We start from the raw sequence: 22,931 nt of genomic DNA, 5'->3' as shown, positions 1-22,931 counted from the left end.
CTACATCACGGAGTTACGGTCACCGGGAGATTGAGGCTTGCCACGAGATCTTCCATTCCCGGCTTTCTGAACAGCGAGCATTCACGACTCATCACCAGTTCAGACGCCTTTTCCTCATGTAGCACCCGCGCTACTGTCGAAGGATCACAAACCGTGAGTTGGCGCAGTCGCGTGCCCGCCCCCAACACATCAAGATCCTGCTTTATACGCTCCAGACGTTCATTTGTCAGCCCGGCATCCCCGGGAAGAATCACCGTTACCGGCTGATGCAGGTGCCGGGCCGACTCTGCTGCAGCCAACATCGCCCGGTGATTCGCCTGTTCGTGATCGTTCAGGAATACCACAATCCGGTTCCGGTCAGACACCGGCCGCTCGCACCAGAGCAATACCCGGGAAGGAGAGCGCCGGATCAGACCCAGAGCGGTAGAGCCAATGGGTCTGCCAACCCCGGAGGACCAACCCGTTCGCCCCAGAACAAGAATGTCATCGGGTGCGGTCAGTGTTAGGACTTCATCAATCACCCGGCCACGTGCGATGCTCAGACCATGGCGGCTTCCCTGCCCGGACATTGCCTCGGCCAGCGCCTTTCTTGCCTGATCAGCCATCCGCACCATACGTTCCTCTACCTTATCAGTACTGAATGGCCTGCTTATGCCGGAGGCAGCGCCTACTTCACGGGCAAAACCATACCCGGCACTGCGTAACAGATTGGACTCTTCCACAAACACACCCAGAATCTCTGCCCCCGTACGGCGGGCGATGTCCGCAGCAGCCTTCAAAGCGACGTAACTCATTCGGGACCCATCAAGGAGCACCAGCACACGTCCATGAGGGTTACCGGAAGGCATACCGGAAGCTTGCTCAGTGACCATTCCCGCCTCCATTCCTGGCTCCTTCACCATCGTCGCCATTACTCTCCTTTTTATTACTGGCTTCAGCGAAAAGGGCCAGACGTTCAGAAACCATTCGATTAAAGGAACCTTCCGGGTACACACCCTCCTCGTCAGCCGCACCCGCTTCCATTCCGGTCAGAAGCTCAATAGCCTGGGCAATATCAGCAATGGGGTAGATAGAAAAGTCCCCTGCAGCGATAGCGGTTCTGACCTCTTCCCTGAGCATCAGATGTTCGACATTGCTGGCCGGCAACAACACACCTCGACCCTTGACCGAACCAGCTTCCTTACAGACATCAAAGAAGCCCTCGATCTTTTCATTCACACCGCCAACTGCCTGAACCTCTCCATGCTGATTCATGGAACCGGTCACCGCAAAAGACTGTTTCAGGGGAATGCGGGCAATGGCAGATAACAGGACACAGGTTTCAGCAACGGAGGCTGAATCACCCTCCACGCCACCATAAGATTGCTCAAACGCCAGGCTCGCCGACAGCGACAATTCACCGTCTCCCGCGTACCGGCTTGCAAGGAAACGGGACAGAATCATGACCGCCTTACTATGGATGGGGCCTCCGAGCTTAGCCTCCCTCTCTATGTCGACCACCTGGCCTTTGCCAGGCCGGGCAGTGGCTGTAATCCGGCTAGGTTGCCCAAACATCGAAGCGCCTATTCTGAGCACGGACAGCCCGTTGACCTGAGCAACCTGTACGCCCTCAGTGGCAATCATCACGATGCCTCGGCTGATCTGCTCGCGGCTACGTTCCCGGATACGGCTTGCACGGTATTCCCGCTCATCAATCGCCTGCTGGATATGCTCAGCACCAATCCCCTCCGCACCGGCCTGGTCAGCCCAGTGGTCTGCCTCACTGAGCAAATCCCTTATGACACGATCATGAGCGGTCAGCTTTTTCTGATCCGCCGCCAGTCTGCTCGCATGCTCGATCAGCCGCGCCACGCCGGCCCGTTCTATAGGGCGGGTTTTTAAATGTCGGGCCATGGTGGCAATCATCCGGGCGTATAGGTCGTAGCACTCATCGTCCCGGTCGAGGTCGTCTTCGAAATCCGCTTCTACTTTGAACAGGTCGAGAAAGTCCTGATCGTAGTGGGACAGCAGGTAATACAGCATCCGGTCCCCAAGTAACACGACTTTTACCGACACCGGAATCGCTTCCGGCTGGAGGCTGACGGTACTGACCAGGCCATAAAGACGTTCCAGGGATTCAATGCGGATTTCACCCGAGAACAGAATGCGTTTCAGGCTCTCCCAGGCCATAGGCTGTGTCAGCAGCCGACGAGCATCAATCATCAGGTAGCCGCCATTGGCACGATGCACAGCGCCGCCCCGGATAAGCGTGAAATCGGTATAGAGCGTGCCCTGGCGAGCGTGATGCTCAATCTGGCCAACCAGATGCTGATGATTCGGCAGGTCCTCATAAATAACCGGAGCCCCCACCGTTTCGCTGTTATCCACCAGCAGGTTGATCTTGTAGCGCGCCAGTAATCCCAGAGGTGGACCGTTATCGGAATCCTGAAAAGCCTCGGCATGTTCTACAACATCTTCCCGAACGGCATCCAGATACTCCACGACATCGGGCAGATCCTGCCATTTCGCCCGGAGCTCACCGATCGGCCCACCCAGGGTCAACTGCACCATCTCCTCATTCAGGGCATGAACCCGTTCCCTGACTTCCTTGCGAAGCCGGGGAATTTGCTGGATGTTCTGCTGGAGTTTTTTCTGTAATTCCTCAACCTTACTCTCAACAAGCTCCTTTTCTTCATCTGAGAACTTCTTGTACTCCTCCGGGTCGATCACTTCGCCTTCTTTCATTGGCGCAAACGTAAAGCCGGCGGGCGTCGTCACCATGGCAATGTTGTTACTGTTTGCTTCTTCCTGAATATCGAACAGCCCCTGATGCTGCCGTTTGGCCATTTCTTCCTGCAGCTCCTGCAGGCGGGATTGGTATTCCTCACTCTCGAAGGTAGCGGGAATGGCCGTGCGCAATTCATCCGCCAGATCCGCCATGTCTTTTCTGAAGGACTGCCCCTGGCCTGCAGGTAAGGCAATGACCCGTGGCCGGTCTGACACCTTGAAGTTGAATACGTAGCACCAGTCAGAAGGTGCCGATCGAGAAGCGGCATGTCCGGCCAGGAAACGTTTTACCAGCTCATGCTTACCCGCGCCCGAAGGACCCAGCACAAACAGATTGAACCCAGCGGCCTGCATACTGGCACCAAACTCCAGTGCCCGGAGTACCCGCTCCTGACCGCACGGCAGCTCAAGATCTTCCAGTGATTCCGTGGTTTCAAAATCCAATTTCTCAATCGGGCAACGGTGGTAGACCTGATCACTCGTCAACGGGGCGGGGATTGCCATCAACGTCCTCCTGATAACTCGATAGCGTTCACGCATTGTCGTTAGCATCAAGGATAGACTACACAGCCGAGGTGGTGGCTGAATAACAGTTAAAAATAAGACAAACAATTAACAACTACACCAAAAAAATAAATATAAAATAAAAGAACAGCTAATAATAAATTAAAATAAATTTTATTTATTCGATCCATAGGAAATATATTTATATTTTTTTGAACTTTACTTATCCCGCCATGTCTTAATTAGTGAATCTGGGTTTTTTAACTTATATGACTTGAGAGGTCTCTATGAACATCAAACCCTTTATCACTGCTGCACTGATCAGTTCACTCACTTTAAGCGGTACCGTTATGGCCGCTGGCCCAGGGAATGGCGGGAATCAAAGGGATACATCAGCTACAACCAGCACAGAGCTTACAACCATAGAGACCAGTGATCTTCAGTTTATGCGCGAAGAAGAGAAGCTGGCGCGGGATGTTTATCTTACCCTCGACAAACACTGGGGGAATCAGACGAATGTTTTTGCAAACATTGCAAAATCAGAGGAGTCTCATACCAGCACTGTAGATTATCTGCTCGACAAATTTAATGTTGAGGATCCCGTTGTAAACGACACGATTGGCGTTTTCACAAATGAGGAATTACAGGCTCTCTACAATGAACTTGTAGCCACAGGCACCAACTCATTTATCGACGGCCTTTATGTCGGCGCGCTTATCGAAGAAAAAGATATGAAAGATATACTTGCTGCCATAAACCAGACCGATGAGAGAGCGATCATTATTGCCTACTCAAATCTGCTGGATGGTTCCAAGAGCCACCTGCAGGGGTTCGTCCAGGTGATCGAAGCACAGGGGCTGACCTACGAAGCGCAGATACTGGATCAGGAGGAAGTTGACCTCATCCTGAATGATGAAAGCAGCCTGTAATCCGAAGCGCTTTCGCGAAGCAGAAACGGCAGCCATAGGGCTGCCGCTTTTCTTTGCAGCTCAGAATCAGGCGTGGCCTTCTTCTGCTTCCAGTTTCTCCTGAGTGCGAAGCTCAAAGTCGCTGGCGTCATGGCGTTCATGGAGCTGTTCTGCGGGGTCGCCCCAGGTGCGATTCACCATCCGACCACGCTTTACTGCCGGCCGCTTACCGATTTCCTCCGCCCAGCGGACAACATGGGTGTAAGTATGCGCTTCAAGGAATTCAGCCGCTTCATAGACCGTATTCTGGACCAGAGCGCCATACCAGGGCCAGATAGCCATGTCGGCAATGGTGTACTCGTCACCGGCAATGTACCGGTTGTCTGCCAACTGCCGATTCAGTACATCCAGTTGCCTTTTAACCTCCATGGTGTAGCGGTCAATCGGGTACTGGAATTTCTCCGGCGCGTAGGCATAGAAATGCCCGAAGCCGCCACCCAGAATCGGAGCACTCGCCATCTGCCAGAACAGCCAGTTCATGGTTTCAGTGCGGCTATGGATATCCTTGGGCAGGAACGCGCCAAATTTGTCCGCCAGGTAAAGCATGATTGAACCGGACTCGAACACCCGGACCCCGGGATTTTCACTGCGATCGAACAAGGCCGGAATCTTGGAGTTCGGGTTCACATCAACAAACCCGCTGCCAAACTGGTCACCCTCCATGATGCGGATCGGATAGGCATCATATTCGGCGCCGGCAATACCCTTCTCGATTAACTCCTCCAGCATGATCGTTACCTTCACGCCGTTCGGAGTTGCCAGGGAATACAATTGCAGCGGGTGCTGACCGACGGGCAGATCTTTATCGTGTGTCGGTCCGGCAATCGGACGGTTGATATTGGCAAACCGGCCGCCATTGCCCTGCTCCCAGGTCCAGACTTTCGGTGGGGTATAGGGTGCATCACTCATGCTGATATCTCCGTTCAGTGAATGGATAGAACGCACTTTAACAAGAGGAAGCTAATGATCTTAACCCAGTATTAACCGGCATGGCGATAAGGTGGCCACTCGACTATCTGCGAACCGTATCTGGTCGCTTCCGGAGACTGTATATGCCCTATCGCGCTGTATCGACGCTACTGCCCACCGTTGCCTGCATCCTGATTCTCACAGGTTGCAGCTCGATGCCAGGCGACCACGGCTACCTTACGCAGGCTGAAGCGGAAAGACAAAGCATCGGCCAATGGTCTCAACTGGATGGCACGAGCGATGCGGTCTACCTTGACGATCTAATCGACAGTCAGGAACTGGCTGAACTTATAAATGAAGCACTGGCCGCCAACCCTGGCCTGCAACAAACTCTGCTCTCGCTGGATATCCTGCAGACTCAGTACAGGATAACCCGCTCCGGGCAGCTCCCGGCCGTGGAGGCCGGCCTGAGCGCCGGCAAAGAGGAAAATTCCGATAGCAATTACACCGGAACGGTCTCGGTCAGTTGGGAGCTGGATCTGTGGGCTCGAATTTCCAATGAGAAGTCAGCTGTTGCCAAAGACATCGCTGAACAGGCAGAACTTTACCAGGCAGCCCGTGACACTCTTGTTGCAGAAGTCATGCAGAGCTGGCTGCAACTGATCAACCTTCAACATTCCTCTGGAATCGAACAACAGCGGGTTGAATTACTGGAACGGAATGAACAGCTGATAATCCAGCGGTACCGGTCAGGACTCGGTACTTTGGAAGATCTGGACAGTGCTCGAAGTTCGTCATCCAGCGCCCGCGCTACCCTGGTTTCAGTCCAGGAATCCCTCCAGCAACAACAACGGGCAATGAACGTACTACTAGGCCGCAGCCAAGGCGACATCAACGTCGCGTCTGATTACCCGGAAGTGCTTGTTCCTCTGACAGAGCTTCCAGACCAGACCCTGCAGCGTCGCCCGGACCTTAAAGCCGCATTCCTGGCAACAGAAGCTGCCGATTTTCGCACCAGGGCCGCCTACAAAGAGATGCTGCCAACCATCAGTCTCGAAGCCGCGCTCAGTGACAATGGCAGCTCACCGGCTGAAGCCCTGTTGAAAGACCCGGTTTGGACCCTGCTAGGACAACTGACCGCGCCACTGTTCCGCGGCGGTGAGTTGCAAGCCACCGCAGATGCGGCGGAACTGACCACCGCTCAGAGCTTCCAGGCCTACCGGGAGACCCTACTGAATGCCGTTCAGGAGGTCGAAAACGCCATAGGCCTGGAAGCGAGCCTGGGCCAACAGCAGGAACATATCAAGCAGGCTTTGGAAAGCGCTCATCGCAATCTTGAACAGTATCAGAGCAAATATCGTAGCGGACTGGTCTCCATGCTTGATCTGCTTGAGGTGCAGCAACAAACCTTCGACCTGCAATCACAACTAGACGAATTGACCTACCAACGCCTCAGCAACCGCATCACCCTCGGTCTCGCACTGGGGCTGGGCATCAAGGAGATCACCCAGGAATGATCAGACAATACTCGAAATGGCTAGTCCTGCTGGCAGCAATCGGGCTACTCGCGCTGGTGTTCATATACAACAACCAGAAAATGGCGGAACAGGCAAACCGCCCTATTCCCGTACAAGAAGAAGTGTCCCACGCCGCTGATGTTGCCATTATGAAAGTCACAAACGATCGATATGCCGTCACCGTTGAGGGGTTTGGTATAGCCGAACCACACAACAGGATGACGCTGACCGCCCAGGTTTCAGGCCGGGTCGAGGACATAGCTGAAGCATTTGAAACCGGCCTTTCCGTGAACGCAGGAGATCTCCTGCTGACGCTTGAATCCAGCGATTACCGCTCTGCCTTGGCAAATGCCGAAAACGACCTGGCCAGCGCGAGGGTCGATTTGCAGGAAGCGGAAAGAGAAGCTGAGCAAGCCCGTATCGAATGGAAGAGTTCCGGTCTTGATGGCGAACCGGATTCACCCCTGGTATTGCATGAGCCCCAGGTGACGGCGGCCAGGGCTGCATTGACCATGGCGGAAGCGGCTGTGGCAAGCGCCCGTAAAGATCTGGAACAGACACAGATCCGCGCCCCTTTTGACGCACTGATCGTCACCCGCAGTGTCGCTCCAGGCAGTTACCTGCAGGCCGGCGGTGAAGTGGCAGAACTTTACAGCACGGACCGGGTGGAAATAGCGATTCCTCTGTCACAACGGGACTGGAGCAACCTGCCAGACGTTCTCACACTCGATAAGCGCGAATGGCCTGTGTCCCTCACTTCTGTCGAAACCGGGCAACAGTGGGAAGGCTATATCCGCCGCGCAGAGCAGCATCTGGATGACACCAGCCGTCAGCAATCTTTAATTGCAGCCCTCGACCTCCCGTTGAAACAAACGCCTGCGCTATCGCCGGGCACGTTTGTCCAAGCGGAAATCACGGGCCGTGAACAGGAAAACCTTTGGCGCCTTCCGTCCTCAGCGCTGAGTCAGCGCGGTGAAATCTGGTACGAGTCCAATGGCGTGCTGCGCAAGTTCAGCGCTGAAACGCTGGCCACTGACAAAGATGCGATATACATTCGGCCACCCACATCGCTGATGGGTCAGCAGGTCAACGTTCTGACACACCCTCTCAGCAGTTATCTGCCAGGCATGGCCGTCAACCCAGTGGAGGCCGCCCATGAGTGAGCAGAACTGGAACAAGGGCATTATCCCCTGGTTTGCCAATAACCCGGTTGCGGCCAATCTGCTCATGCTGCTGGTGATCGCCCTTGGGCTATTCCAGGCTGGCAGCCTGCGCAAAGAAGCCTTTCCGAGCATGGAGCCAGACAGTCTCACCATTTCGGTCAGCTACGACAGCGGTTCTGCACAACAGGCAGAAGAAGGTCTGGCTATCAAAATTGAGGACCAACTGGAAGACGTTAATGGCATCAAAAGCATTACCAGTTCCTCGACCGCCAGCAGCGCTACAGTCACCATAGAAAAGCAGAGTGATTACGATCTCGATGAGCTTCTGCGCGATGTAAAATCCAAAGTCGACGCTATTTCCACGTTTCCTGCAGATGCCAAAAGCCCGGTCATTGAAAAAGCCGAACGGGAAGAGCATTCCCTTTGGCTGCAGCTTCATGGCGACGCCGATCGTTACACGCTGCAGCAACTGGCTGAGGAGCTGAAATCAGACCTGGTTGCTCATCCTGACATCAGCCGCGTCAGCAAGTCCGGCTGGCTAGACCCGATGATGGTGATTGAAGTAGACGAAGGCCAACTTCAGGCTTACGGGCTGTCCCTCTCCGATGTCGAAGATGCCATCAACCAGGGCTCCTCCAGCACCATGACAGCGGTTCTCAAGAATGACCAGGTCTATCTACAACTCAAGGCATCGCAACAGGCTTACCTGAAGGAAGAATTTGCCAATATCCCACTCGTCACAACCAGCACGGGCGTCATCCTCAAGCTGGGCGACGTGGCCGCTATCAAGGACACCTACGATGACGATACCTCAGTATTGTCACGATTCGCCGGTGAAAGCAGCGTGGCCTTACAGATCATTACAACCGGGCAGGATGACATCACCAACACCGTAGAGGCTGCCAAGTCCGTCGTGGCTGAGTGGCAAGATGATGGCAAACTGCCTCTGGGAGTGGAGCTGACCAGCTGGTACGACCGCAGCAGTTTTATCAGCGAACGCCTGCAGCTTTTGGTCAGCAATGCGATTACCGGCATCGTCATGGTGTTTGTGCTGCTTGCGCTGTTTCTGAATCTGACCGTCGCATTCTGGGTAGCCATGGGCCTTCCGTTCATTTTCTTCGGCACACTGTTCTTCATGGGTGACAGCTTTGCCGGGCTATCTCTGAACGAATTCACCACCTTCGGATTCATTATGGCACTGGGTATCGTGGTAGATGATGCCGTCGTGGTCGGGGAAAGTGTCTACACCGTTCGCAGCGAAGAAGGCGATACCCTTCGCAATACCATCAAGGGGACATTACGGGTTGCCGTGCCTACGCTGTTTGGTGTTTTTACCACAGTAGTCGCCTTTTTCTCATTGTCCAACATCAGTGGTGGCATGGGCCAGCTGTATGCCCAGTTCGCCGCTGTTGTCACCATCTGCCTGCTACTGTCCATACTCGAATCCAAACTGATTCTGCCTGCACACCTGGCCCATCTGAACACCCACAAAAGGTCTAACCCGCATCCCTCGATGCGCATCTGGCAGACAATTCAACACTGTGCAGACACCGGATTGCAGTGGTTCAACGACCGGCTCTATAAGCCTGTCATCGACCTTGCCCTGCACTATCGCTACGCCGTTGTTGTGTTGTTTGTTGCCCTGTTTATTCTGGTTATGGCCATGCCGTTTACCGGCGCCGTACGCCTCAGTTTCTTCCCGGATATTCCCGGCGACAATGTGCGGGCCGAGATCACCATGCAGAATGACGCCAGCTTCGGGTTGACCCACCAGGCACTGCTGTCTCTGGAAAAGAAGGCCCACGAGATCGACCGTGAACTCGTTAACCAGTCTGGATCAGATAACGCTACTGGTATCGGCAATCTGCAGGTACTGTCGGAAGCCGACCAGTCCGGCAAGGTGACCGTTGAGCTGGCAGCCGATGCGCCCTATGACATCAACACGTTTACCCGGCTATGGAAGGAAAGCGCTGGTTTGCCGGAAGGGGTAAAAACTCTCAGCGTGGCCAGCCATCCGGATATGGTGGATGCTTTGCGAATCGAACTACGGGCGAACGACAATACTCTGCTCTCAGCGGCAGGAGAAGACGCCAAGGAGCAGCTACAGCAGATTTCCGCTATCAGTGGCATTGAAGACAACCTCGAAGCCAGCCAGCCTCAACTATTCCTCCAGCTCAATGCTCAGGGCAAGGCACTCGGCCTCAGTACCGATATGCTAGCGCAGCAAGTACTTCAGGCATTCAGTGGCCAGGTTGTACAGCGCTTCCAGCGTAACAGCGACGAGATCGAAGTGAAGGTCCGTTATCCAGAGGAAGCCCGTCAGAATCCAACGGATGTACTCAGCGCCCGCATACGGACTGATGACGGTACCGTAATGCCGCTGTCCAGCGTAGCAACCGTGGAATACGGCTATACCCGGGACACCATAACCCGCATAGATGGCAAGCGCGCACTGTACATTTCAGCTGACGTGGATAAAGACTCGATGTCATCCACCGAGCTTGTCGCCAACCTGCAACAAAACCTGGTTCCCGAGCTGGAGCGACAGTACCCGGGTCTTGATATCAGCTTTGCCGGAGAAGCCGAACAGCAGGCCGAAACCCAGTCTTCAATGACCGAAGTGTTTATCATCGCCATGCTGGTGATCTACATGTTGCTGGCAATTCCTCTGAAGTCCTATATCCAGCCGGTGCTCATCATGACGGCCATCCCATTCGGCGTCGTTGGCGCCATCCTCGGCCACTGGATGAACGACCTGCCCATGAGCATACTGTCGTTCAACGGTATCATTGCCCTGAGTGGCGTAGTGGTCAATGACAGCCTGCTCCTGGTGTCCCGCTACAATGAACTCAGACCAGGTGCCGATCACCCACTGGAGGCCATCGGTCAGGCCTGCAGGAGCCGCCTGCGGGCTGTCCTGCTTACCTCCCTGACGACCTTCGCCGGCCTGGCCCCATTACTGACCGAGACGTCAACTCAGGCCCAATTCCTGATTCCGGCTGCGGTAGCCCTCGGCTACGGCATCATGTTTGCCACCGTTATCACGTTGATTCTGATTCCGGTACTGGTCGCCATCCAGCATGATGCGGAGGAACGCTTCAATCAGATCCGAAGCTGGTTTAGTGTGGATTCAACGGATCAAGGAACGAATCAATGCTGAAGTTATTGCTGGTAGAAGACGATCTGGACCTGGCACAAACGCTGGTGCAATACCTGGAGCTGGAAGGCATGATATGCGACCACGCCAGCAACGGCATCGCCGGCCTCAACCTGATTAACAGCAACAGTTATGACGTACTGCTCCTGGACATTAACATGCCTCGGCTTGATGGTCTGGGGCTTTGCCAGCGACTGCGTGCTCAGGGCAACGACACGCCCATACTCATGTTGACAGCACGGGACCAGCTGGACGACAAGCTGGAAGGCTTTCGGGCAGGCACTGATGATTATCTGGTAAAACCTTTCGAAATGGCCGAACTGGTTGTACGGGTAACGGCTCTGTCACGCCGGCGAAGTGGCCAGGTTCAGAAACTCACGTGTGGTGGGCTGGAGATGAATCTCAGTGAACACAGCGCCAGTCGTGACGGCCGGACGCTAAAGCTCTCACCCACCAGCTGGCGCCTTCTGGAATGCCTGATGAGGGCTTCCCCTGCACCAGTTTCACGGGAGAACCTGATGGATGCCGTCTGGGGTGACGACCATCCGGACAGCAACAGCCTGAAGGTTCACATCTTCAATCTCCGGAAATCCATAGATGGCCCGTTCGAGGAACCACTTTTACATACGATCACCGGAGCAGGCTTCGCATTGAAGCAGGCTGGTACCGGAACGAACAATCATGAACATTAAGCTCAGCCTGCGGGCCTTGCTGTTGGTCTCGTTTATCTCTCTCGGGATGATCCTGATGACGGCGTATTCCCTGGTGTCTGATGACTATTTCATCCGCGGACTGGATGCCGCCATGGCCTCCAACATGGAAAAGTCCGCCCGCACATTCGAAGACGTAGTCACTCCGGAGCAGCAGCGGCAAGGTCAGGAATTCAGTGGTTTCTTCATAAGTTCGGAATGGCTCAACATGCCAGACTATGTACACAGGGCCTTTCTCCAGGCTCCAACCGAACCTGCCACTCTCTATAAAGATACAAACGGCCCCCTATTCGGCCCGCCCGATCACGTTATCTTCGCCATGCGCTACAACACCAACAGCGGGCCACTCTATATCAGCCAAGAGCTGGTTCCACCGGTGGAGTCTACTGTCATACCAATCACTGCCAGGCAAAAACAGCGGTTCACAATCACCGTCAGCGTACTTGTCATCGTTTTCATTGCCATCATTGCCTGGTTGCTACTTCGCCACGTGTCCCGCCCAATGTCGGCGTTGAGAGCCTGGACCCATTCACTTGACCGCGACAAACTCTCACACCCCATTCCGGATTTTTCCTATCCAGAGCTGAACGAAATGGCCGAGCTGATCCGGGCCAGTCTGACCTCTGTACAAGATGCCCTTGATAGAGAGCGACGCTTTCTGCGCCATGCGAGCCACGAACTGAGAACGCCTATCAGCACCATCCGCTCTAATATCGAATTACAACGCAAGCTTGCTCTGAAACGAGAAACCATCAGCGCCGAGCAAGCGATTGTCGAGCGTATCGACCGCGCCAGCCTGACCATGAAACACTTGACCGAAACACTGCTCTGGTTAAACCACGAGCCAGATACCCCACTGGACAGCAGATCCATTGACGTATCGATGCTCGTGGACGAACTTGCGGGCGAAATGACCTACCTTTTAACCGGCAAGCAGGTCACCACAAAGGTAAAAACCAAACCGTTTGACTGCGTGGTACCCCCCGTTCCGGCACGAATCATCATCGGAAACCTCATCCGCAATGCTTATCAGCACAGCTGGCAAGGCGAAGTCGTGATCGACCAGAGTGGTAGTCACCTGATAATCAGCAATCCTGTGAGTATGACTGAGGGTGAGGATAGCCCGAGCCTTCAGGAACAAACGGGCTACGGCCTTGGCCTCGAGCTGACAGACCAGCTAACCCGACGTATTAACTGGGAATACACACACAGAATTGAAGCCGGCCGCTATGTAGTTGAGCTGGAAATGAGTACACAGCCCTAGTCATCCTGATTTCCGACTCTCCGTGAGTGCCAGTAAGCATCCTCCCAGTATGGATTGAGCAGCGATGAGATGATCACTCCCCTACTGGTCGACGCATGGAGGAACCTGCCATCCTCCAGGTACATACCCACGTGGCGCACTTTGAAACCGGTCTTGAAGAACACCAGATCACCGGCACGCAGATCTTCCCGAGCTATTTCCCGACCGACGCTGGCCTGGCGTTCTGTGGTCCGGGGCAAGTGCCAGCCCAGCCGGTCACGGTAGGTCACATACACAAAGCCCGAACAGTCAACCCCAGACAGGTTCAGGCCACCAAGATCGTAAGGCGTTCCCTCCCAGAGACGGAACTGCTGGTACAGGCTCTCCTTTACGGCCTGGGTATCCGCAAGATCAATGTTTTCTCCAATGGCAACCGACACAACCGGGGAGCCGTTATCCACACTCACGGCGCTGCAACCAGATAGCAGCAAGAGCATGAGTGAAATGACGATCCCCCTCGGATTCATTGCAGTTGATACTCCACAGGTTGCAGAGGCTCGGGTGCGGGCTCACCCAGCGCCTCCGCAACACTGATTTCATGCACCCGGCAAATGGCATCCAGAGGCAGATCGTTGGTATGACGACCGAAGGGAAATTCCAGTTGCTCTGATAGCCGGTCCAGACCAAAAAATGTATAGGCCACGATGATTGTAAACACCGGAGCAAACCACCCGGCCACACCCACCAGCCCGAACGGCAGCATGTAGCAGTACACATAAGCTGTGCGGTGCGCCAGCAAGGTGTAGGCAAATGGCAAAGGCGTCTGCGCGATGCGCTCGGATGCAGCCTGAATACCCGCCATCCCATGAAGGTGCCGGTCCAGCGCTGCTGCCGCCACTGAATCGATTTCTCCTTTCCGGCGGCTATCCGCGATGACATTCCCCGCCTGCTGCAGCATGAACTCCGCGGGATTGCGTTTGCTCAGTGCCTCGTCAATCAGCGATTCAGAGAGCGACGAGGGCAGATCGGAGCGAACGTTTTCATCGCGAAGCTGACCCCTCAACAGATGCGCGTGAGCAAGGCAACGCATCAGGAGTTCGCGACGCTGCTCCGGATTCAGATAGATCGCCCCTGCCCTCGCGAGGCTGCGTATTTCATAAACCATATGGCCCCACTGCTTGCGCGCTTCCCACCAGCGATCATAAGTTGCGGTGTTACGCACGCTGAGCAAAATAGACAGAGCGATCCCCATAAGGGTAAACGGAAGCAGCGTATATTCTACGATGCCATCCAGATAATGATGACGGGAAACCCAGGTCACCACGATGGCAAATAACCCGGTGAGAATGAGGTGAGGCAGGATATGGGGGACTACCGACCCTTTCCAGGCCAGCATAAGTGCCAGAGCACCCGGACGATCACGAACAATCATGTGAAGCTCCTTCTCTTAGCCAAAACAGCACCCCACTCGCCCCCAACACAATGCCTAAACTACAAGCCCCTATCCATCCGGCAAACTCAAACAGGTAGGCTGCCCCGGCCGACCCGGCGGCGCCACCAAGAAAATAGAAGGTCATATAAGCCGTGGTAATGCGGCTACGCGCTTCCGGCCGGATCTGGTAGATCGCACCCTGGTTGAGGATCATATTCCCCTGAACGCCCAGATCAAGCACGATAATGCCAACGATGATCGCCACCAGATTCTCCGGAAATACGGCCATCAACACAAACGACAACCCCATTGCAGCCTGAAACAAACCGGTTCCGACCCGGGAATATCCACGATCATGCAGACTTCCTGCCAGATTGGCACACAAAGCTCCCGCCACACCCAGCAAACCAAACAGCCCGATGACTGCATCCGGATAATGGTAAGGGGCTTGCGCAAGCAGGAATGGAAGGGTGGTCCAGAACGCGCTGAAAGAAGCAAAACCCAGAGCACCGTATACAATTCGCCGGCGCAGCACCGGTTCCTCACGAACCAGGGTTGCTACCGAGCGCAACAACCCTGCATATCGCATCGGCGACTGGGGCGACTCTTCCGGCAACAGGTGACGCAATGCCACCACCTGCACCAGCATAATCACTGCAGCAATCCAGTACACCGCCCGCCAGCCAAACAGATCAGAAATGCTGCCGGAGACCACCCGCGCCAGCAGAATCCCGAGCAACAGCCCCGTCATTACTCGCCCTACCACCCGGCCGCGCTCGGCATCATTTGCCATATGCGCCGCAAAGGGGACGAGAATCTGTGCAACCACTGCGGTTACTCCGGTGATCAGCGCAGCGAGGATAAACAGGCTGCTGGTCGGAGCCACTGCCATGCCAACCAGCGACAATACAGCAACGCTGCTGATTACCGTGATCAGCCTTCTCCGCTCCAGAAGGTCTCCCAAAGGGACCAACAACATAAGGCCAGCGGCATACCCCAGTTGAGTCATGGTAATAATGACACCGGCAGTGCCGCGATTAATCCCGAAATCCCCGGCCAGGGTATCCAGCAAGGGTTGCGCATAATAGATATTCGCAACCGCCAGGCCGCAGGCTACAGCCATGACAAAGGTCAGTAGATCATTTGGGCGTAACCCCGGGGAGGACGCATTTTCAGACATGACAGATTGTTTTTCCCTGCAATAGCGGCTTATAAACAATGAAAAACACCCCGGCAAGCGGGGTGTTGTTTGAACGTGCGGACATAAGACTGGTTAGTCTACCAGATGACCAGTCTCGTCTGTCGGCCTCTGCCTCAGCTGTCGACAGACAACGCAGACATGTCCATCACATACCGGTGAGCAATATCGCCTTTGTTCATAACTGCAAAGGCATCATTGATCTGATCTGGACGAATAATCTCGCAGATCGGGTGGATGTTGTGCTCGGCACAGAAATCCAGCACTTCCTGAGTTTCTTTGATACCGCCAATCAGCGAACCAGCCACACGGCGGCGCCCCATGATCATCGGCGCAGCCATGAACCCTTCCATTGGTCCAACCTGGCCAACGATCACCAGAGTGCCATCAATGTCCAGCAGTGATGTATAGGGGCTCACATCGTGCTCAACGGGTACCGTATCAATAATCAGATCCATAGACGCTGCCGCTGCTGCCATCGCCTCTTCGTCGGTTGATGCCAGGATGCCGTGAGCACCAATAGACTTGGCCTCTTCCTCTTTCTTCTTCGAACGGCTCAGCACCGTAACCTCGGCCCCCATGGCTACGGCGAGCTTAACCGCCATGTGACCCAGGCCACCGAGGCCAATCACCCCTACCCGGCTGCCTTTACCAATGTTCCAGGTGCGTAGTGGTGAGAACGTGGTAATGCCGGCACACAGAATAGGGGCAGCCCGTGACAGGTCCAGGGCATCTGGAATACGCAACACAAACTCTTCCCGCACCACGATGTGCTTGGAATAGCCGCCCTGAGTGATTTGCCCGTCAATACGATCCGGTGCACCGTAAGTTGGGGTCATGCCGTGGCGGCAATATTGCTCTTCGTGATGATGGCACTGGTCGCATTCCTGGCAGCTATCCACCATACAGCCCACACCGACATTATCACCAACCTTGTAATGGGTGACATCCGGGCCAACTTCCAGAACACGCCCGATAATTTCATGGCCAGGCACCAGCGGATACGGCTGAGGCCCCCAATCACCATTGACCGTGTGCAGATCAGAGTGGCACACACCGCTGTAGAGAATTTCAATGGCCACATCGTTCGCGCGCAAGGCGCGACGTTCGAAGTGGTAGGGTGCCATTACCGCATCAGACGAATAGGCAGCATATCCAACCGTTTTCATGGAAACTCCTCACACAGGTTCAGATTGAAAGTAGAAATGCAGCGCGACGAACATCACGCCAACAATAGAACCATTGTAAAAGCAGAGCCCTCTTGGCTTCCTGTCCGATCCTGCTTATTGCTTGCCTGATTCTCTTAAGAAACCTCAGAAATAGGCAAATTACGAACGAATGCTTGCCAAATACCACGAAGGAGGTCGTGGCGAGTGAGGGGGCGAAGCGGATTGTCGGGCGAACCTGGAAGCCTCCCTTCTCGGCCTGCCTGCCTCAGCCTGCCTGCAACAGCTAACGCCCCCTCCTCTGAAGCTGCTGATAAACCTCATCGGTCCGAGCAGCCATAACGAAATCGTTCTTGTGAAGGCCGCCCATTTTATGGGTCCACCAGCGCACGGTGACCCTGCCCCACTCCAACAGAATGGCGGGATGATGATTCTCGGCCTCCGCTAGCTCACCGACGGTATTGGTAAAAGCCAGTGCCTGGGCAAAATTCCTGAACCGGAATTCCCGGCGCAGTTGTTCTTCGCCATCCAGTTCAACAATCTCCCAATCCGGCACGCTCTGATGCAGTTGTTGCTTCTCGTCTTCAGTCACCCGTGGCGCGTCGGCGCTGCAGGCTTCGCAGGATTGTTGTTTCAGCTCTGTCATGGTTTATCTCCTTTCCATGCCCCATCTCTACACCTTGGATCTCTGCCAACCGTTTATCAACCCACGAAAAACGTAACCGCCAGCCACAACCGGTGCGATTACAGCTAAGCTGAAAGCAGAACCAGGCATTCTTCGAAGACAGGCATTAACCACAGAGCATGAACAGTTCTTGAAATTCCTATCGCTTCAGAATACTGTATATTTAAACAGTATATTGGAGCAAATAGCCATGAGCGAGTTACTGAACACGCTGATGCAGGACGCCCGTGTCTGGCAAGGACACCGGCATCAACAAACAACGCAGCCCTCTGAGCTTACGGGATATCAGATTCTCGATAACCAGCTTGGCGGCATTGGCTGGCCCAAAGGCGCCTTGAGCGAATGCCTGCAGGATGTTCATGGCATTGGTGAACTGCATCTGGTTCTACCCTTGATGCAGCGCCTTACCCAGGCAGACAAAACCGTTTTCTGGTTGAACCCACCCCAGATCCCCTATGCCCCAGCCCTCGCACGCGAGGGCGTGAATCTGGACCAGGTAGTGCTGGTTCATACCAGTGATGCCAATGATTTTCTGTGGACTCTGGAGAACTGCCTGCGCTCTCCCGTCACCGGACTGGTGCTCGCCTGGCCGGGTAAGTTAGCCAGCCGGGACGTACGGAGACTGCAACTGGCAGCTGAAGCCGGTAGTAATGTGTGCATTCTGTTCAGGGAACGCCAGCACGCCGGGCAGAACTCGCCCGCAGCCCTTCGTCTGGAGCTGGCACCAGAGACAAACCAGGCATTATCCATCCATGTACTCAAGCGGCGGGGCAGCTGGCCTGGCCAGCATTGCAGCCTCGCCATGGCGCACAGAGCCGATCTCTCATTTCAGGAAGCGCCCCGGGTTATTCAGGGGCCCTGGCCCGATAATCGCAGGTAGTTCCGATGCTTTGGCTATACCTGCATTTTCCGCATCTGCTGCTGGACCATCTTCGCCGTGACCGCGAAAACCCGCAGGCGATGGTGATTGTCGAAAGTACTGGACAACGGGTTGTTCAGGCCTGCCCGGAAGCCCGAAATCAGGGCATCAGTGCCAGCATGCGCCTGAAAACCGCCATTAGCCTGGTTCCAGAACTGGCTATCGTACGGGCAGAGGCCGACCGGGAAGCCCGGATTCTCGAAGATCAGGCTCGCTGGCTTTACCGCTATGCCGCTCACATTTCCCTGGTGCCACCAGACGGCCTTTTAGCGGAAGTCAGCAGCCTGCAAAAGCTCTATGGCGGTTTGCCTGCTGTCTGGCAAACCGTGGAGCAGGCGCTGAATGAACACCAGCTCACAGCCTGGGCAGCTATTGGCCACACCCCTCTTTCGGGCCGGCTGCTGGCGCGGGCAGGCACAGGTGAATACACCGCAGACAAAGAGCATGTCCTACGAGCCCTGAAGCAGATGCCACTCTCTGCGGCAGAATTTGATGATAAAACCTCTACACGCCTTCAGCGGCTCGGTCTGAACACGCTGGGAGAGGTATTTGCCCTACCCGCTCCAGAGCTGGCCCGTCGGCTATCACCGGAAACCCTGGCGCATGTTCAGAAGATTCAGGGCACCCGCCCAGACCCGCGTTCCCCATGGCAGCCGCCACACACCTTCCGGCAACAGGCAGATTTCATTCAGGAGATCGAACATAGTCAGGGGCTCCTGTTTCCTCTGCAACGGATACTCTCAGAGCTGGAAGAGGACCTGTGCTGGCGCCAGCAGGATACCGATACCCTTTTTCTGGTTCTGCGCCATCGCCATGAGGAAGACACCCGGTTGCGTATCCGGACCGCAGGACCGGAACATCGCTCCGAATCCTTTCTTGATCTGATTCGCCTGCGCCTGGAACAGAAGCCATTGCGGGCCCCGGTCATTTCCCTGGCACTTTCGGTTCGCCGCTTTCTTGGGCGTGAAGCACCTGCTGGCCAGGATCTTCTGGGAGAAACACAGGATCTGAACGAAGCCTGGCATACGCTGATCAGCCGGCTACAGGCCAGGCTGGGTGAACTGTCCCTCACACGCCTCTCCCCCCAGGCTGACCATCGACCGGAACATGCATGGTCGGCTACCCCGGTACAACAAAGTCACAGGATTCGTCAGGCCATTCCTGCCCATTTTCCCCGGCGGCCACTCTGGTTACTCAAGGGCCCGCAGCCTCTGGCAGAACAGCCTGTTGCCTGGCTCTCAGGCCCCGAGCGTATCAGTGGTGGCTGGTGGGATAGCCAGCGGGTGATGCGTGACTATTACATCGCCCAGTTAAAGAGCGGTCAGTTGGCCTGGGTTTTCCGCGACGTGCAGGAAGGCTGGTTTGTGCATGGGTGGTTTGGTTGATGACGGAAGCCAGCTACGCCGAATTGTTCTGTTTCAGCAACTTCACGTTCCTGACCGGCGCCTCCCACCCCCATGAACTGGCGGAACGGGCCGCCGAACTTGGCTACCATGCCCTTGCGATAACCGACGCCTGCTCCGTAGCAGGTATTCCCCGGGCCTGGGCGGCCCTGAAAGATAGTGGCGTCAACCTGATCACCGGTAGCTGGTTCGAGCTGGAAAATGCCCCCGAAGGTGCCGCTCTCCCCCGGTTCATTCTGTTAGCCCGCACCCGCAAAGGCTACGGCCAGTTATGCCAGTTGATCACCACTGGCCGCCGTCAGGCTGAAAAAGGCCGGTACCGGCTGTATATCCAGGACATCGAAATCCATGAGCTGGATGATTGCCTGTGCCTCTGGCTACCACCATGCCCTGCTGAGGCAGATTCCAACCAGGCCCAAGCCTGCGGAGAATGGCTGCACCGCTTGTTCGAATACCGCTTCTGGATTGCCGCCTCACGTACTCTGGCATCCGGTGAGGAACAGCACCTTAACCGGCTGCGTTGGCTGTCCGATCAGCTCAAGTGTCCCGTCACCGCCATGGGTGAGGTTCACATGCACAGCCGCGAGCGGCAGCCCCTGCAGGATGTACTCACTGCACTCCGCCACCACACCAACCTTGAAAACGCCGGGCATTGTCTGTTCCAGAACGGTGAACGTTACCTGAGGCCATTACCCGTTATACAGCGTTTGTTTCCAGACAGCTGGCTCCGGGAAAGTATCCGGATTGCGAATCAATGCTCATTCAGACCTGATGAACTCCGTTACGAATACCCTGCCGATCTGGTTCCTGAAAACGAAACGCCTGCCGCCTACCTGAAGCGACTCGTCCACGAGGGAGAACAGCGCCGATTCCCGGAAGGCACACCACTTCAGGTGCAATCCCTGATTCGCAAAGAGCTGGAGCTAATCGCAGAAAAAAACTACGAACACTACTTTCTCACCATTTACGACATCGTCGCCTTCGCCCGCAGCCAGAATATTCTTTGCCAGGGCCGGGGGTCTGCAGCTAATTCTGCCGTGTGTTACTGCCTTGGCATCACTGAGGTAGACCCCACCAAGGTGAAAGTACTGTTTGAGCGTTTCATTTCCAAAGAACGCGACGAACCGCCGGATATCGATGTGGACTTCGAGCACGAACGCCGGGAAGAAGTGATCCAGTACATTTACCGGCGCTACAGCCGCGAACGTGCAGCACTGGCGGCCACGGTGATCCGCTACCGGCCCCGCAGCGCCGTTCGCGATGTCGGTAAAGCCCTGGGGTTCGATCCCTCGCTAGTGGAACGGTTACTGGAAGGTATCGACTGGCGGGACAAAGCCAGCAACTGGCGCCAGCAGATTCTGGACAAGAACCTGACCCGCAATCCAAAGGTCGCAGACCAGTTTTTCACCCTCGTTAACACCCTGCTGGGCTTCCCCCGCCACCTGTCCCAGCACGTAGGCGGTTTTGTCATCAGTGCGGGCCCACTGGCCGAACTGGTGCCTGTCGAAAATGCCGCCATGGCTGACCGCACCGTCATTCAATGGGACAAGGACGATCTGGAAAGCCTTGGGCTGATGAAAGTAGATGTGCTGGCCCTGGGCATGCTCTCGGCCATCCGCAAGGCTCTGGAACTGATCAGCCAGAAACTGGGGGGCCCCTTTGGCTTGCCGGACATCGAACGGGAAGATCCCAGGGTGTATGACATGCTCTGCGAAGGCGACAGCATTGGCGTTTTCCAAGTGGAATCCCGAGCCCAGATGAACATGCTGCCCCGACTACGCCCCCGAAAATACTATGACCTGGTCATTCAGGTGGCAATTGTACGCCCCGGCCCTATTCAGGGAGATATGGTTCATCCCTTTCTGAAACGCCGGGATGGCATTGAGGCTGTCGATTACCCCAGCGACGATGTGGCCTCGGTGCTGGATCGCACGCTCGGAGTACCCATTTTTCAGGAACAGGTCATTAAACTCGCCATGGTGGCCGCCGGTTTCAGTGCCGGAGAGGCAGACCGACTGCGCCGAGCCATGGCCGCCTGGAAATCCCACGGAGACCTGACACCCTTCCGGGACAAACTGATCCGGGGCATGCTTGAGCGGGGTTACAGCGATGACTTTGCCGAACGGCTGTATCACCAGATCTGCGGCTTTGGCGGCTATGGTTTCCCGGAATCCCACGCTGCCAGCTTTGCCTTGCTGGTGTACGTTTCCTCCTGGATCAAACGGCACCACCCCGAAGCTTTCTACTGCGCCCTGCTCAATAGCCAGCCCATGGGGTTCTACTCACCATCTCAACTCGTTCAGGACGCAAAGCGCCATGGAGTTACCGTCTTACCTCCGGATGTAAACCACAGCCAATGGGATCACACCCTCGCAGGCGAACAGCAGCATCTCCGCCTGGGCCTGAGAATCATTCAGGGGCTGTCTCGCTACAGCGCCGAACGCATCCAGCAAAATCGTCCGGAAACCGGCTACCATTCCACCGCCGAACTACGCCAACGGGCAGCCCTGAACCAGCGAGACATGGAAACCCTGGCCGGAGCCAACGCCATGCCCGGCTTCACTTCCAACCGCCACCAAGCCTACTGGCAGCTACTGGACCACGAACACCCCACCGAACTGTTCGCTGGCGAAGCCCCTGCCAGCTACCAGCCAGACCATTGCGCCCAACTGCCCGAGCCCAGTGAAGGCCAGAACATACTGGCCGACTACAACACTCAGGGGCTGACCCTGCAACGCCACCCCCTCGCCCTACTCCGGGAACAAGGCCACCTGCACCATTGCATGACTTCAGACCAGCTCAAAACCACCAAAGCCGGCATCCCCGTCCAGGTCGCCGGCCTCGTCACCGGCCGCCAACGCCCCGGCTCCGCCGCAGGCGTTACCTTCGTCACGCTGGAAGACGAAACCGGCAACGTCAACGTCGTCGTCTGGCTCGAAACTGCCCGCCGGCAACGAAAGCCGTTACTGACGGCTCGGTTATTACACGTAAAAGGCGTTCTTGAAAGGAAGGGAGATATTGTTCATGTGATGGCGGGAAAGCTATCGGATCTGAGCCATCTGATTAACTCGTTACCAGTCAGTTCAAGAGATTTTCACTGAAAATCCATTGCTGCTGCTTTAAAGACAGCCTGCTCTGAAGCGAGAAGCACCTGTGTGATGGTTCTTTTCGGGAATCTCGGAGGCCAGGGA

Annotated in this window: 17 protein-coding genes; 9 read left to right on the top strand and 8 right to left on the bottom strand. The window is 55.6% G+C overall.

From position 1 onward, the window contains the following. Positions 1-5: 5 nt before the first annotated feature. Positions 6-872: a universal stress protein gene (locus FWJ25_RS10175; RefSeq protein WP_149600180.1), complete on the bottom strand. Its 867-nt coding sequence runs from the start codon at positions 870-872 to the stop codon at positions 6-8. Next, positions 862-3,270 carry a Lon protease family protein gene (locus FWJ25_RS10170; protein WP_149600179.1) on the bottom strand — a complete coding sequence of 803 codons (2,409 nt, stop codon included), beginning with the start codon at positions 3,268-3,270 and terminating at the stop codon, positions 862-864. The genes FWJ25_RS10175 and FWJ25_RS10170 overlap by 11 nt, the downstream gene beginning before the upstream one ends. A 287-nt stretch (positions 3,271-3,557) precedes the next feature. Here FWJ25_RS10170 and FWJ25_RS10165 point away from each other — a divergent pair, with 287 nt between their 5' ends. Next, entirely contained in the window at positions 3,558-4,199 is a 642-nt protein-coding gene (locus FWJ25_RS10165) for a DUF2202 domain-containing protein (protein WP_149600178.1), read from the top strand. 66 nt (positions 4,200-4,265) lie between these two features. On the opposite strand, the gene yghU is transcribed toward FWJ25_RS10165, so the two are convergent. Further along, positions 4,266-5,147 (bottom strand): glutathione-dependent disulfide-bond oxidoreductase, encoded by an 882-nt coding sequence (gene yghU, locus FWJ25_RS10160; protein WP_149600177.1) that lies wholly within the window; start codon positions 5,145-5,147, stop codon positions 4,266-4,268. Between the two features lie 143 nt (positions 5,148-5,290). On the opposite strand from yghU, the gene FWJ25_RS10155 reads away from it, so the two are divergent. The 5 genes from FWJ25_RS10155 to FWJ25_RS10135 are packed head-to-tail and all read left to right on the top strand — an operon-like array spanning position 5,291 to position 12,958. Beyond that, the gene (locus FWJ25_RS10155) at positions 5,291-6,664 is read left to right on the top strand and encodes a TolC family protein (protein WP_149600176.1); all 1,374 of its coding nucleotides are present in this window, start codon (positions 5,291-5,293) and stop codon (positions 6,662-6,664) included. After that, positions 6,661-7,827: an efflux RND transporter periplasmic adaptor subunit gene (locus FWJ25_RS10150; RefSeq protein WP_149600175.1), complete on the top strand. Its 1,167-nt coding sequence runs from the start codon at positions 6,661-6,663 to the stop codon at positions 7,825-7,827. The genes FWJ25_RS10155 and FWJ25_RS10150 overlap by 4 nt, the downstream gene beginning before the upstream one ends. Continuing rightward, positions 7,820-10,987, top strand: coding sequence for an efflux RND transporter permease subunit (locus FWJ25_RS10145; protein ID WP_149600174.1), 3,168 nt, complete (start codon positions 7,820-7,822; stop codon positions 10,985-10,987). The genes FWJ25_RS10150 and FWJ25_RS10145 overlap by 8 nt, the downstream gene beginning before the upstream one ends. Continuing rightward, positions 10,981-11,676 (top strand): response regulator transcription factor, encoded by a 696-nt coding sequence (locus FWJ25_RS10140; RefSeq protein WP_149600173.1) that lies wholly within the window; start codon positions 10,981-10,983, stop codon positions 11,674-11,676. The genes FWJ25_RS10145 and FWJ25_RS10140 overlap by 7 nt, the downstream gene beginning before the upstream one ends. Then, entirely contained in the window at positions 11,666-12,958 is a 1,293-nt protein-coding gene (locus tag FWJ25_RS10135) for a sensor histidine kinase (RefSeq protein WP_149600172.1), read from the top strand. The genes FWJ25_RS10140 and FWJ25_RS10135 overlap by 11 nt, the downstream gene beginning before the upstream one ends. Here the strand turns inward: FWJ25_RS10135 and FWJ25_RS10130 are convergent. The 5 genes from FWJ25_RS10130 to FWJ25_RS10110 all read right to left on the bottom strand — a co-directional run bounded on the left by FWJ25_RS10130 (position 12,955) and on the right by FWJ25_RS10110 (position 17,379). Next, on the bottom strand, positions 12,955-13,464 hold the full coding sequence (locus tag FWJ25_RS10130) for a C40 family peptidase (protein ID WP_149600171.1): 510 nt from the start codon (positions 13,462-13,464) through the stop codon (positions 12,955-12,957). The genes FWJ25_RS10135 and FWJ25_RS10130 overlap by 4 nt on opposite strands. Beyond that, on the bottom strand, positions 13,461-14,369 hold the full coding sequence (locus tag FWJ25_RS10125) for a bestrophin family protein (protein WP_149600170.1): 909 nt from the start codon (positions 14,367-14,369) through the stop codon (positions 13,461-13,463). Before FWJ25_RS10125 ends, FWJ25_RS10130 begins: the two co-directional genes overlap by 4 nt. Next, positions 14,356-15,549, bottom strand: coding sequence for an MFS transporter (locus FWJ25_RS10120; RefSeq protein WP_149600169.1), 1,194 nt, complete (start codon positions 15,547-15,549; stop codon positions 14,356-14,358). Before FWJ25_RS10120 ends, FWJ25_RS10125 begins: the two co-directional genes overlap by 14 nt. A 134-nt stretch (positions 15,550-15,683) precedes the next feature. Then, complete coding sequence (locus FWJ25_RS10115) at positions 15,684-16,736, bottom strand: NAD(P)-dependent alcohol dehydrogenase (protein WP_149600168.1); 1,053 nt, start codon at positions 16,734-16,736, stop codon at positions 15,684-15,686. A gap of 283 nt (positions 16,737-17,019) precedes the next feature. After that, positions 17,020-17,379, bottom strand: a complete 360-nt coding sequence (locus FWJ25_RS10110) for a 4a-hydroxytetrahydrobiopterin dehydratase (RefSeq protein WP_149600167.1) — start codon at positions 17,377-17,379, stop codon at positions 17,020-17,022. Between the two features lie 229 nt (positions 17,380-17,608). Between FWJ25_RS10110 and imuA the strand changes: the two genes are divergently transcribed. Genes imuA through FWJ25_RS10095 form a run of 3 tightly spaced genes read left to right on the top strand, consistent with a single transcriptional unit; the run spans position 17,609 to position 22,841 of the window. After that, the gene (gene imuA, locus FWJ25_RS10105) at positions 17,609-18,298 is read left to right on the top strand and encodes a translesion DNA synthesis-associated protein ImuA (RefSeq protein WP_149600166.1); all 690 of its coding nucleotides are present in this window, start codon (positions 17,609-17,611) and stop codon (positions 18,296-18,298) included. A gap of 5 nt (positions 18,299-18,303) precedes the next feature. Continuing rightward, positions 18,304-19,722 carry a Y-family DNA polymerase gene (locus FWJ25_RS10100; RefSeq protein ID WP_149600165.1) on the top strand — a complete coding sequence of 473 codons (1,419 nt, stop codon included), beginning with the start codon at positions 18,304-18,306 and terminating at the stop codon, positions 19,720-19,722. After that, complete coding sequence (locus FWJ25_RS10095; protein WP_149600164.1) at positions 19,722-22,841, top strand: error-prone DNA polymerase; 3,120 nt, start codon at positions 19,722-19,724, stop codon at positions 22,839-22,841. Before FWJ25_RS10100 ends, FWJ25_RS10095 begins: the two co-directional genes overlap by 1 nt. Positions 22,842-22,931: the final 90 nt, after the last annotated feature.

The organism is Marinobacter salinexigens (assembly GCF_008370345.1).
Taxonomy (GTDB): Bacteria; Pseudomonadota; Gammaproteobacteria; order Pseudomonadales; family Oleiphilaceae; genus Marinobacter; species Marinobacter salinexigens.
The sequence above is the reverse complement of the archived record's forward strand: the minus strand, read 5'-3'. Positions and strand labels throughout refer to the sequence as shown.